At 73.9% G+C, this 13,782-nt stretch carries 11 protein-coding genes; 4 read left to right on the top strand and 7 right to left on the bottom strand.

Translation table 11 applies throughout. The features are described from left to right. Positions 1–2: 2 nt before the first annotated feature. From ACWCXC_RS04640 to rsmH, 4 genes are read right to left on the bottom strand one after another with little or no spacing between them, the layout of a single operon-like run. A complete protein-coding gene (locus tag ACWCXC_RS04640) occupies positions 3–1,706 on the bottom strand; it encodes a UDP-N-acetylmuramoyl-L-alanyl-D-glutamate--2,6-diaminopimelate ligase (RefSeq protein WP_450685356.1) in 1,704 nt (567 codons plus the stop codon). Between the two features lie 16 nt (positions 1,707–1,722). After that, positions 1,723–3,705 (bottom strand): peptidoglycan D,D-transpeptidase FtsI family protein, encoded by a 1,983-nt coding sequence (locus ACWCXC_RS04635; RefSeq protein ID WP_450886610.1) that lies wholly within the window; start codon positions 3,703–3,705, stop codon positions 1,723–1,725. 4 nt (positions 3,706–3,709) lie between these two features. Then, entirely contained in the window at positions 3,710–4,279 is a 570-nt protein-coding gene (locus ACWCXC_RS04630; protein WP_450685358.1) for an FtsB family cell division protein, read from the bottom strand. 43 nt (positions 4,280–4,322) lie between these two features. Beyond that, entirely contained in the window at positions 4,323–5,288 is a 966-nt protein-coding gene (gene rsmH, locus ACWCXC_RS04625; RefSeq protein WP_450886608.1) for a 16S rRNA (cytosine(1402)-N(4))-methyltransferase RsmH, read from the bottom strand. Positions 5,289–5,669: 381 nt separating this feature from the next. Here rsmH and ACWCXC_RS04620 point away from each other — a divergent pair, with 381 nt between their 5' ends. The 4 genes from ACWCXC_RS04620 (at position 5,670) to ACWCXC_RS04605 (ending at position 11,299) form a co-directional block, all read left to right on the top strand. Then, entirely contained in the window at positions 5,670–6,215 is a 546-nt protein-coding gene (locus ACWCXC_RS04620) for a beta-class carbonic anhydrase (protein WP_450685360.1), read from the top strand. A gap of 248 nt (positions 6,216–6,463) precedes the next feature. Continuing rightward, positions 6,464–7,507, top strand: a complete 1,044-nt coding sequence (locus ACWCXC_RS04615) for an AAA family ATPase (RefSeq protein ID WP_450886605.1) — start codon at positions 6,464–6,466, stop codon at positions 7,505–7,507. Next, complete coding sequence (locus ACWCXC_RS04610) at positions 7,507–8,883, top strand: DUF58 domain-containing protein (protein WP_450886603.1); 1,377 nt, start codon at positions 7,507–7,509, stop codon at positions 8,881–8,883. The genes ACWCXC_RS04615 and ACWCXC_RS04610 overlap by 1 nt, the downstream gene beginning before the upstream one ends. A 10-nt stretch (positions 8,884–8,893) precedes the next feature. Next, entirely contained in the window at positions 8,894–11,299 is a 2,406-nt protein-coding gene (locus ACWCXC_RS04605) for a transglutaminase TgpA family protein (protein WP_450886601.1), read from the top strand. Positions 11,300–11,602: 303 nt separating this feature from the next. Here the strand turns inward: ACWCXC_RS04605 and ACWCXC_RS04600 are convergent, their stop codons facing one another. The 3 genes from ACWCXC_RS04600 to ACWCXC_RS04590 all read right to left on the bottom strand — a co-directional run bounded on the left by ACWCXC_RS04600 (position 11,603) and on the right by ACWCXC_RS04590 (position 13,696). After that, positions 11,603–12,013 (bottom strand): DUF3040 domain-containing protein, encoded by a 411-nt coding sequence (locus ACWCXC_RS04600; RefSeq protein WP_450685364.1) that lies wholly within the window; start codon positions 12,011–12,013, stop codon positions 11,603–11,605. Between the two features lie 296 nt (positions 12,014–12,309). Further along, positions 12,310–13,068, bottom strand: coding sequence for a class I SAM-dependent methyltransferase (locus ACWCXC_RS04595; protein ID WP_450685365.1), 759 nt, complete (start codon positions 13,066–13,068; stop codon positions 12,310–12,312). Between the two features lie 100 nt (positions 13,069–13,168). Beyond that, complete coding sequence (locus ACWCXC_RS04590) at positions 13,169–13,696, bottom strand: SAV_6107 family HEPN domain-containing protein (protein ID WP_450886598.1); 528 nt, start codon at positions 13,694–13,696, stop codon at positions 13,169–13,171. Positions 13,697–13,782: the final 86 nt, after the last annotated feature.

Here is a 13,782-nt window from a genome sequence, read left to right as displayed (position 1 = left end):
GGTCATCCCTGACTGTTGTTCTCGTGGGTGGCGTTCTCGTGGCCCCGGGACCGTTCGATGGCCTCGCGCAGGACCAGCCGGTCGTCGAAGGGGCGGACCACTCCGTGGATGTCCTGGCCCTGTTCGTGGCCCTTGCCGGCGATCAGCACGGTGTCGTCCGGTCCGGCGCGGCGGACGGCGGCGGCGATGGCGGCGGCCCGGTCGGCGTCGACCAGGACGTCGCCGCGTTCGTGCACGGGGACCTCGGCGGCGCCGGCGAGCATGGCGGCGAGGATGCCCAGCGGGTCCTCGGAGCGCGGGTTGTCGGAGGTGAGCACGGCGGTGTCGGCGAGCCGGGCCGCCGCCGCGCCCATCGGGCCGCGCTTGGTGGTGTCGCGGTCGCCGCCGCAGCCGAGGACGATGTGCAGCCGGCCCTTGGTGACCTTGCGCAGCGAGCGCAGCACCGATTCGACGGCGTCCGTCTTGTGCGCGTAGTCGACCAGGGCCAGGTACGGCTGTCCGGCGTCGACCCGCTCCAGCCGGCCCGGCACCCCGGGGACGGCGGCGATGCCGTCGGCGGCGGTCTGCGGGTCGACGCCCGCGACGGCCAGCGCGACGATCGCGGCGAGGGTGTTGGCGACGTTGAAGGGGCCGGGCAGCGGGGAGGCGGCGGCGATCCGCTCGCCCTTGGGCCCGACGGCGGTGAAGGTGGAGCCGAGCTGTCCGACGCGGACGTCGTCGGCGCGCCAGTCGGCGTCCGGGTGGCCCTCGGCGGAGAAGGTGGTGACCGGGACGGTCGCCTCGGTGACCAGCCGGCGGCCGTACGCGTCGTCGTGGTTGACGACGGCCCGCCGGCTGCGCCGCGGGGTGAACAGCCGCGCCTTGGCCTGGAAGTAGTCCTCCATGTCGGAGTGGAACTCCATGTGCTCCGGGCTGAGGTTGTTGAAGACCGCGACGTCGAAGACGCAGCCGTCGACCCGGCCGAGCACCAGGGCGTGGCTGGAGACCTCCATCGTCACCGCGTCCACACCGCGTTCGCGCATCACCGCGAACAGGGCCTGGAGGTCGGTGGCTTCGGGCGTGGTGCGCTCGGACTTGATGCGCTCGTCGCCGATGCGGGTCTCCACCGTGCCGATGAGGCCGGTGGCGCGGCCGGCGCCGCGGAAGCCGCCCTCGATCAGATACGCGGTGGTGGTCTTTCCGGAGGTGCCGGTGATGCCGATGCGGAGCAGGTCCGCGCCGGGATGGCCGTAGATCTCGGCGGCGAGTTCGCCCATCCGGCCGCGCGGGTCCTCGACGACGAGTGCCGGGAGTCCGGCGGCGGCGGCGCGTTCGGCGCCGGCCGGGTCGGTGAGGACCGCGGCGGCTCCGAGACCGGCGGCCTGGCCGGCGAAGTCGGCGCCGTGCAGCCGGGCGCCGGGCAGGGCCGCGTAGACGTCCCCGGGGCGTACCGCACGGGAGTCGTGGGTGATGCCGGTGACGTCTCCGGTGCCCGGTGGTTCTACTCCCAGCAGCTTCGCCAGCGTGACCAGGGAGGTCGGCCGCAGCCGTTCCGGGCGGGGCGCTCCCGGGTAGTTCACAGGGGCGTCCTTCGGGGTGGTTCGGGACTGTTCAGCGTGGGGCACGGCGGTGAGCGTACCGGGCGCACCCGGCCTCTCGCGAAGTGAGGGGGCCGGGGGGTGGGGGTTCCCGTTCCGGTTCCCGGGATCGGGGGTGATGGTTGTCACTGGTGGTCTCCGCGCGTTACTCGCCGGGTTTGAAGGACACCGGCAGCCGGGCCGGTTCGCTCCCCGAGGGGGCTGTCTGGAGCGTTTTCAGCGCGAACTCCATGACCTGCTTGTAGATGGGTCCGCAGATCTGGCCGCCGAAGTGGCCGCCGCTGGTGGGGTTCTGGATCGCGCAGTACACGGTGATCTGGGGGTCGTCGGCGGGGGCGAATCCGGCGAACGAGGCGGTGTAGCCGTGGTAGCCGCCGCGCACCGGGTCGACCCGGTTGGCCGTACCGGTCTTGCCGGCGACCCGGTAGCCGGGGATCTTCGCCTTGGTACCGGTGCCCTCCTCGTCGCCGACCACCGACTCCAGCATGGTGGCGAGGGTCTTGGCGGTCTTCTCGCTGACGACCCGGGTCTGCTCGGGCGCCTCGGCGGGGGTGAACCGGCCGTCGGGTCCCTTGGTGCCGCGGACGAGGGTCGGCTCGATCCGCACCCCGCCGTTGGCGATGGTCGAGTAGATCGACGCGGCCTGCATGGCGTTGAGCGAGAGTCCCTGGCCGAAGGGGATGGTGTACTGCTGCGAGATCGACCAGTCCTGCGGTTTGGCGAGGATGCCGGGGGTCTCGCCGGGGTAGTCCAGGCCGGTCGGTGAGCCGAGGCCGAACTTGCGCAGGTAGGAGTAGAGCACCTTGTTGGCCTCGGGCTGGGTCTTCCCGAGCTGTCCGGTAGCGAGGATGGTGCCGATGTTGCTGGACTTGGCCAGGACGCCGTTGAGCGTGAGGTACCAGGTGATGTGGTCGACGTCGTCCTTGAAGAGCCGGTCGCCGCGCTGCAGCCGGTTGGGCACCGTGACATGGGTGAGGGGGGTGGCGACGCCCTCCTCCAAGACGGCGGCCATGGACATGACCTTGCTGGTGGAGCCGGGTTCGTAGGCGTCCTGGAGGGCCGCGTTGCCCAGGGAGGCGCTGTCGGCGCCGGAGAGGTCGTTGGGGTCGAAGCCGGGGGCGTTGGCCATGGCGAGAACCTCGCCGGTGCGGCTGTTCTGGACAACGACGTAGCCCCGGTCGGCCTTCGACTTCTTCACCTGGTCGGAGATGGCCTTCTGGGCGGCCCACTGGATGTCGCGGTCGATGGTCAGCTCGATGTCGGAACCGGGCACGGCCGGGACCTCCTTGGTGCCCGCGGTGGGCACGCGGCGGCCGCCGGACTGGGCGTACTTGATGGTGCCGTCCTGGCCCGCGAGCTCCTTGTCCAGCTGCGACTCCAGGCCGCCGGCGCCCTTGCCCTCGGCGTTGACGTAGCCCAGTATCCCGGCGGCGAGTCCCCCGTTGGGGTAGACGCGTCTGGTGGTGGACTCCTGGAAGACGCCGGCCAGCACATTGGCGCCGGGGCCGCCGGCCGCCTTGTCCTTGTCGGCCTTCTCGGCGAAGACGGACTTGAGGTCCTTGATCTGCTTCCAGACCTGCGGGGTCTGCCGGCGGGCCAGCACGACGTACCGGCTCTTCGGCTTGGAGAGCTTCTCGGCCAGCCCGGCCGCGTCCGTCCCGAGGATCGGCGCGAGCAGCGCGGCGGCCTGCTGGGGCGCGTCGGGGGCCTTGCTGTCCTCGGGCGTGAACATCTTGGGGTCGGCGGTGATGTCGTACGCGTCGACGCTGGTGGCCAGCGCGATGCCGCTGCGGTCGGTGATCTCGCCGCGCTCGGCCGCCACCGTGTAGCTCAGATAGCGGTTCTTCTCGGCCTTGGCGGCGTACGCCCCGGCGTCCACGGCCTGGACCTGGAGGAGCCGGACGACGAAGGCGATCATGACGAGCGTCAGGGCGAGGCTGACCAGCCGCAGCCGGGGCCGCGGGCTGCCGAGCCGCAGCGGGCGGGAGGAGCGGGGGGCCTGTCCGGCGCGGCCGCGCGGGGCCGGTGCGGGCCGCCTGCGCGGGTCGGGCCGTCCGGAGCGGGCGGCCACGCCGCGCGGACGGGCCGGGCCGGGGACCCTGCGGCGCGGTGGTTCCTTGGAGGGCACTGCGTCACCTGCCGGGGCTCGGGGAGGTCGGTACCGCCGTGGTACGCGGGGTGGCGGAGGCTCCGGGCACGGCCGGGGCACCGCTCGCGGGGGCCGTGGCGGAGGCCGACGGGGCGGGGGTGGGCCGGGGCTGTCCGGAGGCCGTCGGGGCGGCCTGGGACACCGGTTCGGAGGGGGACGGCTTGGGCTCGGCCGGGGTGGGCTCGGCACTGGCGGTGGAGGGCACGCCTCGGACCGTGCCGTCCGGGCCGAGGAAGACGGGGCTGCCGCCGGGAACCATGCCCAGCTCCCGGGCGCGCCGGGCGAGCGCGTCGGGCTCGGACGCCCGGTCGACGTCGCGCTGGAGGGCCTGCTGGTCGTCGGTCAGCTCGGTGGTGCGCTTGCGCAGTTCGCTGAGCCGGAAGGAGCCCTCGTTGAGCGCGGAGTTCAGCAGGAGCAGGCTGATCAGGCCGCCGCCGAGGAGCACCACGACCAGCAGCACGAACGGGGTCCGGGCCGCTTTGCTCGGCCCAGCGGGCATCAGCCTGCCGAGCCGTGCCGCGCGCCCCTTCAGCCGGCCCGCCGGGGTGCTCACCGCGCCGCTCCCGTACCGGCCCGGGTCCGTGCGAGCGGGCCGCTCATCGCTCGTCCTCACGGATGCGCTGGGCGCCGCGCAGCCGGGCGGGGGCGGCGCGCCGGTTCTCGGCGACCTCTTCCTCGGTGGGCAGTTCGGCGCCCCGGGTGAGCAGCTTGAGCCGGGGCTGGTAGCGCTCGGGGACGACCGGCAGACCGGGCGGGGCCGTGTTCGCGGCGCCCGCCGCGAACACCTGCTTGACGAGCCGGTCCTCCAGCGAGTGGTACGAGAGGACGGCGATGCGCCCGCCGACGGCGAGGCTGCGCACGGCGGCCGGGATCGCCCGCTCCAGGACGGCCAGTTCGCCGTTGACCTCGATGCGCAGGGCCTGGAAGGTGCGCTTGGCGGGGTTGCCACCGGTGCGCTTGGCGGCCTGCGGCAGGGAGTCGCGGATCAGCTCGACCAGCCGGGCGCTGTTGGTGAACGGCTCCTTCTCGCGTTCGCGGACGACGGCGGAGACGATCCGTTTCGCCTGCTTCTCCTCGCCGTACGCGCGCAGGATCCTGACCAGTTCGCCCGGCGGGTAGGTGTTCAGCACCTCGGCCGCCCCGATGCCGGTCGTCTGGTCCATGCGCATGTCGAGGGGCGCGTCCTGGGCGTACGCGAAGCCGCGGTCGGCCTCGTCGAGCTGCATGGAGGAGACGCCGAGGTCGAACAGCACGCCCTGGACCCGGGGAACGCCGAGCCGCTCCAGGACCTCGGGGAGTTCGTCGTAGACGGCGTGCACCAGGGTGGCGCGGTCGCCGTAGGGGGCGAGCCGCTCGCCGGAGAGGCGCAGCGCCTCCTTGTCCCGGTCGAGCGCGATCAGCCGGGCGGTGGGGAAGGCGGAGAGCAGGGCCTCGCTGTGGCCGCCGAGCCCGAGGGTGCAGTCGACGACGACGGGTGACGGCGCGGCCGGTGCCTCCAGAGCCGGGGCCAACAGGTCCAGGCACCGCTGGAGCATCACCGGGACGTGTCGGGTCTGGCTCATGCGCCCTCTCAGGCTCAGGTCCCGGGGGCGCTGCACGTACGGCCTGGTCCCCGCCCGCTCGCGAAGGGGAGGTCCGCCGGCGCCGGGGAAGGGGCGTCAGCCGACCGGCGAGCGGGAGAGGGCCGGGCCGTACGTACGCCGCGCACACGGGGAAAACATCGGAATGTGCAGGGTGTCGGTAACTTCCCGTCACTTTAGTCCACCCTGCCATTCGATCGATTCCCGATCAATCAACCCGGCAGCGCGTCGGGCCCCGGGTCGCTCACCCGGGCGGGTGACGGGGCGTGAGGCTTGTGGGTTACCTCACAACAAGTGTCGTTGACGTTCTTTGTCCGCTTCCCCACCACGCCGACGGGGCCACCGGGCACTAACGTCTAGAGCATGTCGACTTCTGCGCACTCCCCTGCAGCGGGCCAGACCCGCACCGGCGGTACCGTCACCGACCAGCTGGTCGAGGCGAACGTCCAGTACGCCGCCGACTTCACCGACCCCGGCATGGACGCCAAGCCCGTGCTCCGCGTCGCCGTCGTCGCCTGCATGGACGCCCGTCTCGACCTCCACAAGGCGCTCGGTCTGGCGCTCGGCGACTGCCACACCATCCGCAACGCCGGCGGTGTGGTGACCGACGACGTGATCCGCTCGCTGTCGATCAGCCAGCGCGCGCTCGGCACCCGCAGCGTGATCCTGATCCACCACACCAACTGCGGCATGGAGTCGATCACCGAGGAGTTCCGCCACGAGCTGGAGATGGAGGTCGGCCAGCGGCCGGCCTGGGCGGTGGAGGCCTACAGCGACGCGGACCAGGACGTCCGCCAGTCGATGCAGCGGGTCCGCACCTCGCCGTTCCTGCTGCACACGGACGACGTGCGCGGTTTCGTCTTCGACGTGACGACCGGACTGCTGCGCGAGATCCTTCCGGTTTCTTGACGGAACCCCGCCGGCGCCCACGCGTCCGGCGGGGAAAATCCCTCCCGATCCGACATTTCGACCCCGGTTGTCCACAGGCGAGTGACACGAAGCGGTAACGGCAACAAGAATGCGGGAGAGACACCCCGCCGGACCCGTCCGGCGCGGTGTCCGCGTTTCGGGGTGGGCCGGGCCGTACGAGGGCGCCGGCCCGTGACTGGGGAACCCGTGCTCCTGGCGAGCGTGGGGCAGGGGCCGAGGAGGGCCGGGTGACGACCTATGACGATCGAGCGAGCCTCACAGATCTGACCACCACAGCGGAGCGGGTGCGCAGGTCGGTGGAGGGTGTGATCGAGGGCAAGCCGGAGGTCGTGAGCCTGGCGCTGACCGTGCTGCTCGCCGAGGGCCATCTGCTGATAGAGGACGTCCCGGGCGTCGGCAAGACCATGCTCGCCAAGGCGCTGGCCCGGTCCATCGACTGCTCGGTGCGGCGCATCCAGTTCACGCCGGACCTGCTGCCCTCGGACATCACGGGGGTGTCCGTCTTCGACCAGCAGCGCCGCGAGTTCGAGTTCAAGCCGGGTGCGATCTTCGCGCAGATCGTGATCGGCGACGAGATCAACCGCGCCTCGCCGAAGACCCAGTCCGCGCTGCTGGAGTCGATGGAGGAGCGTCAGGTCACCGTCGACGGCCACTCCTACGAGCTGCCCGACCCCTTCATGGTGGTCGCCACGCAGAACCCGGTGGAGATGGAGGGCACCTACCCGCTGCCCGAGGCGCAGCGCGACCGGTTCATGGCCCGGGTGTCGATCGGCTATCCCAGCGCGGAGGCCGAGCTGCGGATGCTCGACGTGCACGGCGGCGTCTCCCCGCTCGACGACCTCCAGCCGGTGGCGCACGCGCACGAGATCGCCAAGCTGATCGAGGCGGTGCGCACGGTCCACGTGGCCGAGGCCGTCCGGCGGTACGCGGTGCAGCTGGTCGGGGCCACCCGTGGCCACGCCGACCTGCGGCTGGGCGCCTCGCCGCGCGCCACCCTGCACCTGCTGCGCGCCGCCAAGGCCTCCGCCGCGCTGAACGGCCGGGACTACTGCCTGCCGGACGATGTGCAGGCGCTGGCCGGCGCGGTGCTCTCGCACCGGCTGCTGCCCACCGCCCAGGCCCAGCTGAACCGGCGTACGGCCGAACAGGTGGTCCGGGAGATCCTCCAGCAGACCCCCGTGCCCACGGCCCCGGGCGGCGCCGCCGTTCCCCCGCACCAGCAGGGCGCGGGGTACGGCGGCCGGCCGCAGCCCGGCGCGCGGCGGCTCTGATGTCCTTTGCCGGGGGGCCGCCCGGGACGGACGAGAGCGACGACAAGGGGGGTCTGCGGGCCGCCCTGGGCGGTCTGACCACCCGGGGCCGGTCGTTCCTCGCGGCCGGTGTGGCCGCCGCGGTCTGCGCGTATGTGCTGGGCCAGGCCGACCTGCTGCGGGTCGGGCTGCTGCTCGCGGTGCTGCCGCTGGTCTGCGCGACGGTGCTCTACCGCACGCGCTACCGGGTGGCGGGCACCCGCAGGCTCTCCCCGTCCCGGGTCCCCGCGGGCTCCGAGGCGCGGGTCCACCTGCGGATGGACAACGTCTCGCGGCTGCCCACCGGACTGCTGATGCTCCAGGACCGGGTGCCCTACGTGCTCGGTCCCCGGCCCCGCTTCGTGCTGGACCGGGTGGAGGCGGGCGGACGCCGCGAGGTCTCGTACCGGGTGCGGTCGGATCTGCGCGGGCGCTATCCGCTGGGACCGCTCCAGCTGCGGCTGAGCGATCCGTTCGGGATGTGCGAGCTGACCCGCTCCTTCAGCGCGTACGACACCTTGGTGGTCGTGCCGCGCACCGAGCCGCTGCCACCGGTGCGGCTGGCCGGCGAGTCGTCCGGCTACGGCGAGGGGCGGCAGCGCACGCTGGCGCTGGCCGGTGAGGACGACGTCATCCCGCGCGGCTACCGGCACGGCGACGATCTGCGCCGCGTCCACTGGCGTTCCACCGCGCGCTACGGCGAGCTGATGGTGCGCCGCGAGGAGCAGCCGCAGCGGGCCCGGTGCACGGTGCTGCTGGACACCCGGCGGATCGCCTTCCGGGGCGCGGGTCCCGACTCGGCCTTCGAGTGGGCGGTCTCCGGCGCGGCCTCCGCGCTGGTGCACATGCTGGAGCGGGGCTTCGCGGTCCGGCTGCTGACGGACGACGGCACCTCGGTGCCGGGCACGGGCGAGAGCGGATTCGCCGGCTCCACCCAGGACTCCGCGGAGTCGGCCGGTCTGATGATGGACGCCCTGGCCGTCGTCGACCACTCCGAGGGCGGCGGCCTCTCCCGGGCGTACGACGTGCTGCGCGGGGGCGACGAGGGTCTGCTGATCGCGTTCCTCGGGGATCTGGACGAGGAGCAGGCGGCGGTGGCGGCCCGGATGCGCCAGCGCAGCGGCGGGGCGGTCGCGTTCGTCCTGGACAGCGCCGCCTGGGCGCACGAGGAGGGGCCCGCGACGGACACGGCGGCCGGGGAGCGGCTGCGCCGGCTGCGCGAGGCGGGGTGGACGGCCGTGCCGGTCCCGCCGGGCGCGGAGCTGGCCGGGCTGTGGCAGCAGGCGGGCCGGCACGGCGCCCTCACCCAGTCCGGCGCGGCGGGCGGGACGACGGGTTTCACGGATGGTTGGTCATGAGGGGACGTTCATGAGCGGTCGTGGTCGGCTGGCGCTCTGCGCCTTCGCGGCGACGCTGATGGCGGCGTGTTCGATGCTGCCGCTGGTCGACCCGGTCACCTGGATCCTGCAGGCGGCCCTCCTGCTGGCCGTGCAGGTCGGCGTGGGGGCGCTCGGACGGCGGATCCCCCTGCCCAGGCTGCTGATCGTGGCCGGGCAGGCGGTGGTGACGGTGCTCCTGCTGACCGCCGCGTTCGCCCGGGAGCAGGCGCCGGCGGGGTTCCTGCCCGGCCCGCTGTCGGTGCAGCGGCTGGCGGATCTGCTCAACGCGGGTGCGGACGACGTCGGGCGGTACGCGATCCCGGCACCGGCCACCGAGGGCATCCGGCTGATGCTGGTGGGCGGGGTGCTGGTGGTCGGGCTGCTGGTGGACGCGCTGGCGGTCACCTTCCGCAGCGCGGCGCCGGCCGGCCTGCCGCTGCTCGCGCTGTACTCCGTGGCCGCCGGGCTCTCCGACGGCGGCGCGGACTGGCTGTGGTTCCTGCTGGCCGCCTCCGGATATCTGCTCCTGCTGCTGGCCGAGGGCCGGGACCGGCTCTCCCAGTGGGGGCGGGTCTTCGCGGGGGCGGCCCGGCCCCGGGGCACCTCGTCGGCCGGGCTGGAGAGCGGACGGGCGCTCGCCCCGGTGCGCACGGGCCGGCGCATCGGCGCCCTGGCCCTGGGCATCGCCCTGGTCGTGCCGGCCGCCCTGCCCGCACTCGACAACGGGATGCTGCTGGGCGCGGGGGCCGGGAACGGCAAGGGCGGCGGTGGCGGCACCATCTCGGCGGTCAACCCGCTGGTCTCGCTGCAGAACAACCTCAACCAGCCGGAGAACCGGGAGGTGATGTCGTACCGCACCAACGCGACCGGTGTGCAGGACTTCTACCTCCGCATCCTGGCGCTGGACCAGTTCAACGGGAACGAGTGGCGGGCCTCCACCCGCCGGCTGAAGGACGTCCCGGATCGGCTCCCGCAGCCGGCCGGACTGGCCTCCGACGTCGCCGTGACGGAGATCCGCACCAATATCTCCGCCGCGGGCTCCTATCGGCAGACCTATCTGCCGCTCCCCTATCCGGCGACCGAGGTGCGGGTCGGCGGCAAGTGGCGGTACGAGCCGGAGGGCCGCACCCTCGTCGGGGACGACGGGGAGACGACCGGCGGGGCCCGCTACGAGGTCTCCAGCCTGCTGGTGCAGCCGACGGCCCAGCAGCTCGCGAACGCGGGCCCGCCGCCGGAGGCCCTGCTCCGGGAGTACACCCGGGTGCCGGACACGCTGCCCCTGGTGGTCAGGCAGACCGCCGAGGAGGTGACGAAGGGGGCGTCCAACGCCTACGAGCGGGCGGTGAAGATCCAGAACTACTTCGCCTCGGACGGCGGGTTCACCTACGACACCTCGGTGAGCTCGGGGACGGGCAGCGCCGCGATCGGCCGCTTCCTGCGGGACCGGCGGGGCTTCTGCGTCCACTTCTCGTTCACGATGGCCGCGATGGCCCGGACGCTGGGCATCCCGGCCCGGGTCGCGGTGGGCTTCACCCCCGGCGCGCCCACGTCCGACGGGGCGATGTCCGTCGGGCTGCGCGACGCGCACGCCTGGCCCGAGCTGTACTTCGAGGGCGTGGGCTGGACCCGCTTCGAGCCGACCCCGACCCGTGGTTCGACCCCGTCGTACACCCTGCCGGACGCCCCGACGGGAGACACCGCGGATCCGGCGCAGCCGGACACGGATCCCTCGGCGGCAGCGGCGGCCACGCCGTCCGCCTCGGAGAGCTGCCCGGCGCAGATGCGCCGCCAGGGCGAGTGCGGCGGCTCGGCCGCGCCGGGGATCGTGGCTCCGCAGGACCCGGGGACCCCGGTGGGCACCGTGCTCGGCACGGTCCTGCTGGTCCTGCTCGTCCTGCTGCTGCCGGTGCTGCCGATGCTCTGGCGCACCCGCGTCCGGGCCCGCCGGCTCGGTGCCTCCACCGGCCGGACCCCGGCGGACACCGCCGCGAGAACGCTGGCGGCCTGGCGGGAGATCACCGACACCGCGTGGGACCACGGCATCGCGCCGGACGATTCGCTGACCCCGCGCAGAGCCGCCGAACGGGTGGCGCGGGAGGGCCGGCTGGACACCGAGGCGACCGCCGCAGTGCACCGGGTCGCCGGCTCGGTCGAGCAGGTGCTCTACGCACCGGAGCCGCGTCCGATGCCGGGGCTGGCGCAGGACGCGCGGACGGTCCGGGCGGGGCTGCGGCTCTCGGCCGACCGCCTCACCCGGCTCCGGGCGACGCTCGCCCCGCGCTCGGCCGTACGGGTGGTGTGGGCCCTCTCCGAACGCCGCGCGGCCCTGAGCGGACGGTGGCGGCTGCCGCGCCGGCCGGTCTGGTCCCGCCGCCCGTCCCGCCAGCAGGGCTGATCCCCGGCCCCGGGCCGATCGCCCCGCCGGGCGGGCGGCCCGGGGCCGCACCGGGTCTGCGAGCCGGCACCTCCGCCGGACCCGGCAGGGGGGCGCACGGACCGCACCGCGGGGACAGCGGGAACGGTCGGAAACGGCGGGGGCCGGCAGGCGCGTCAGGAGCGGGCGGGCACGCGTCGGAAGCGGGCTGGCGACGGCGAGGCCGTCCGGGCCCTCAGGACAGCGGGGCGCCCCGTCCCCGGGCACGGGTGAGGGGCGGCCGCGCGAACGCGACCGCCCCTCACCCGAATGTGTGCGGAGCGCCTACTGGCCCTGCTCGTCGCGGCGGCGCTGCCACCGCTGCTCGATGCGGTTCATGACGGAGCGGCGCTGCCGGCTCTGACGGCGTTCACCGGCACCGCCGGCACGCACCGTCTGTTGCTCACCCGGCTTCGGTGCCTTGCGCCAGCCGGTGACGGCCAGCACGGCACAGCCCAGCATGACGAGGAACCCGACCACGCCGAGTGCCACACTGACCCACATCTGCTGAGCGACCATTCCGGCCATGAGGAGCGCGATTCCCACCAGGAAGCCAGCAACTGCCTGGTAGACCCGTCGCCGGGTGTATGTACGCAGCCCACTTCCCTCGAGCGCTGTCGCGAACTTGGGATCTTCGGCGTACAGCGCTCGCTCCATTTGCTCGAGCATGCGCTGCTCGTGCTCCGAGAGCGGCACGGAGTCCTCCTCGTCGTCGGCCGCGGGGACGGCCGGTATGCGGCCCTTCCAGGATAGGCAGGGAATCGCCCCCGTGAAACCCGCCCTCATTGCCAATCAGCCAGTCCGGGCCGCCACGACGGCTCAGCTGCTGAGGCGTTGATTCCCCAACCTCCGATCCGTCATGCCGGATGGTGTCCCTCGATCATACGGGGCCAGGGCTCCGATCGGGGCTGCTGGGACGTACTCCGTCTGCGGCTGCGTCGCTGATCAGCCACGCTGCCGCGGAGTGCGCACCGGGTCCGGACGGTCCGCGCTCAGGGCCTGCGGGTGCCCAGGACGTGGAGCTGGGTGGCCACCGAGTGGAAGGCCGGCAGCTCGGCCGCCGCCGCCTCCAGCCTGAGCAGGGCTTCCACCGCCCCGGGCTCGGTGTCCACGAGGACCCCGGGCACGAGGTCGGCGAAGACGCGGACGCCGTGGACCGCGCCGACCTCGATCCCCGCGGCCTCGACCAGCCCGGTGAGGTGGTCGGCCGTGTAGCGCCGGGGCATGGGGTCGCCCTCGCCCCAGCGGCCGTCCGGATCGCCGAGCGCCTGCCGGGCCTCGGTGAAGTGGCCGGCGAGCGCGCGGGCGAGCACCGCCCCGCCGAGCCCGGCGGCGAGCAGGCTGAGCGCGCCGGAGGGCCGGAGCGCCTCCACCGCGTGCCGCACGCCCTCGGCGGGGTCGTCCACGAATTCCAGGACGCCGTGGCAGAGCACCGCGTCGTAGCCTCCGCGCTCGACCACGTCGAAGAGGCCGAGGATGTCGCCCTGCACGCCGTGGACGCGCTCGGCGACCCCGGCCTCGGCGGCCCGGCGCTCCAGCGCGAAGAGCGCGTTGGGGCTGGGGTCGACGACGGTGACCCGGTGGCCCAGGCGGGCGACGGGCACGGCGAAGTTGCCCGTGCCGCCGCCGGTGTCCAGCACGTCCAGGACGTCCCTGCCGGTCGCCTCGGCCCGGCGGTCGAGGGCGTCCTTGAGGACGTCCCACACCACAGCGGTACGAAGGGAGGCGCGGGGGCGCAGCTGGTCCGACACGGCTTTTGTCTCCTCGGCACGGCGCCGCCGCCGGGGGCGGGGCGTGAACAGCGCAGGTAACAGGTCACCGCCACCCTATTGCCTCGCGCCTCCGGCGCCGTCATCCCGCGTCGTACCGCTCCGCGCGGGGCTGCGGCAGGACCGGCTGGAGCACCAGCAGGCGCTCCACCAGGCGCAGGAACATCGCCGCGTCGCGCAGGAGGTCGTCCGCGTCCCGCCGGCCGGCCGCCCCCGGTATGCCGGCCTCCGCGCGGGCCCGGCGCGCGGCGCCGGAGGCGAAGAGCGCGCTCCATTCGGTGAGCTCGGGTGCCACCTCCGGCAGGACCTGCCAGGCGCTGCGGATCCGTTCGCGGCGGCGCGGGCGGGTCTCGGGGCGGCCCCGGACGGCGAGCACGGCGGCGGCCGTGCGCAGGGCGGCGAGGTGGGCGGTGGCGTACCGCTCGTTCGGCACGTCGAGAACAGCTGCCTCCTCCAGGCCGGCACGGGCCTGGGCGAGGAGATCGAGGGCGGCGGGCGGTGCGGTGGTGCGCCGCAGTACGGGATGGACGTCGTGCGCCGGGCCGGTCGGTGAGGGGGCAGGGCCGTCTGCGCGGCGTCGCGGAGCGGCTGCTGCGGACGAGTGGGCCATGACGAAACCTCCTGTCTCGTAACGGCTCGGTGGCCGTCGGTATCCATCGTGACGGCCCCCACTGACAATCGGCCCGAATCCCCCTC

The organism is Streptomyces sp. NPDC001515 (genome assembly GCF_053597115.1).
Note: the sequence above shows the minus strand (reverse complement) of the source record. Positions and strands in the feature narration are given on the sequence as shown.

Coding starts and splice junctions, on each gene's coding strand:
- rsmH (WP_450886608.1), bottom strand. CDS start 5,288: ATGAGCCAGACCCGACACGTCCCGGTGATGCTCCAGCGGTGCCTGGAC.
- ACWCXC_RS04620 (WP_450685360.1), top strand. CDS start 5,670: ATGTCGACTTCTGCGCACTCCCCTGCAGCGGGCCAGACCCGCACCGGC.
- ACWCXC_RS04610 (WP_450886603.1), top strand. CDS start 7,507: ATGTCCTTTGCCGGGGGGCCGCCCGGGACGGACGAGAGCGACGACAAG.
- ACWCXC_RS04605 (WP_450886601.1), top strand. CDS start 8,894: ATGAGCGGTCGTGGTCGGCTGGCGCTCTGCGCCTTCGCGGCGACGCTG.
- ACWCXC_RS04590 (WP_450886598.1), bottom strand. CDS start 13,696: ATGGCCCACTCGTCCGCAGCAGCCGCTCCGCGACGCCGCGCAGACGGC.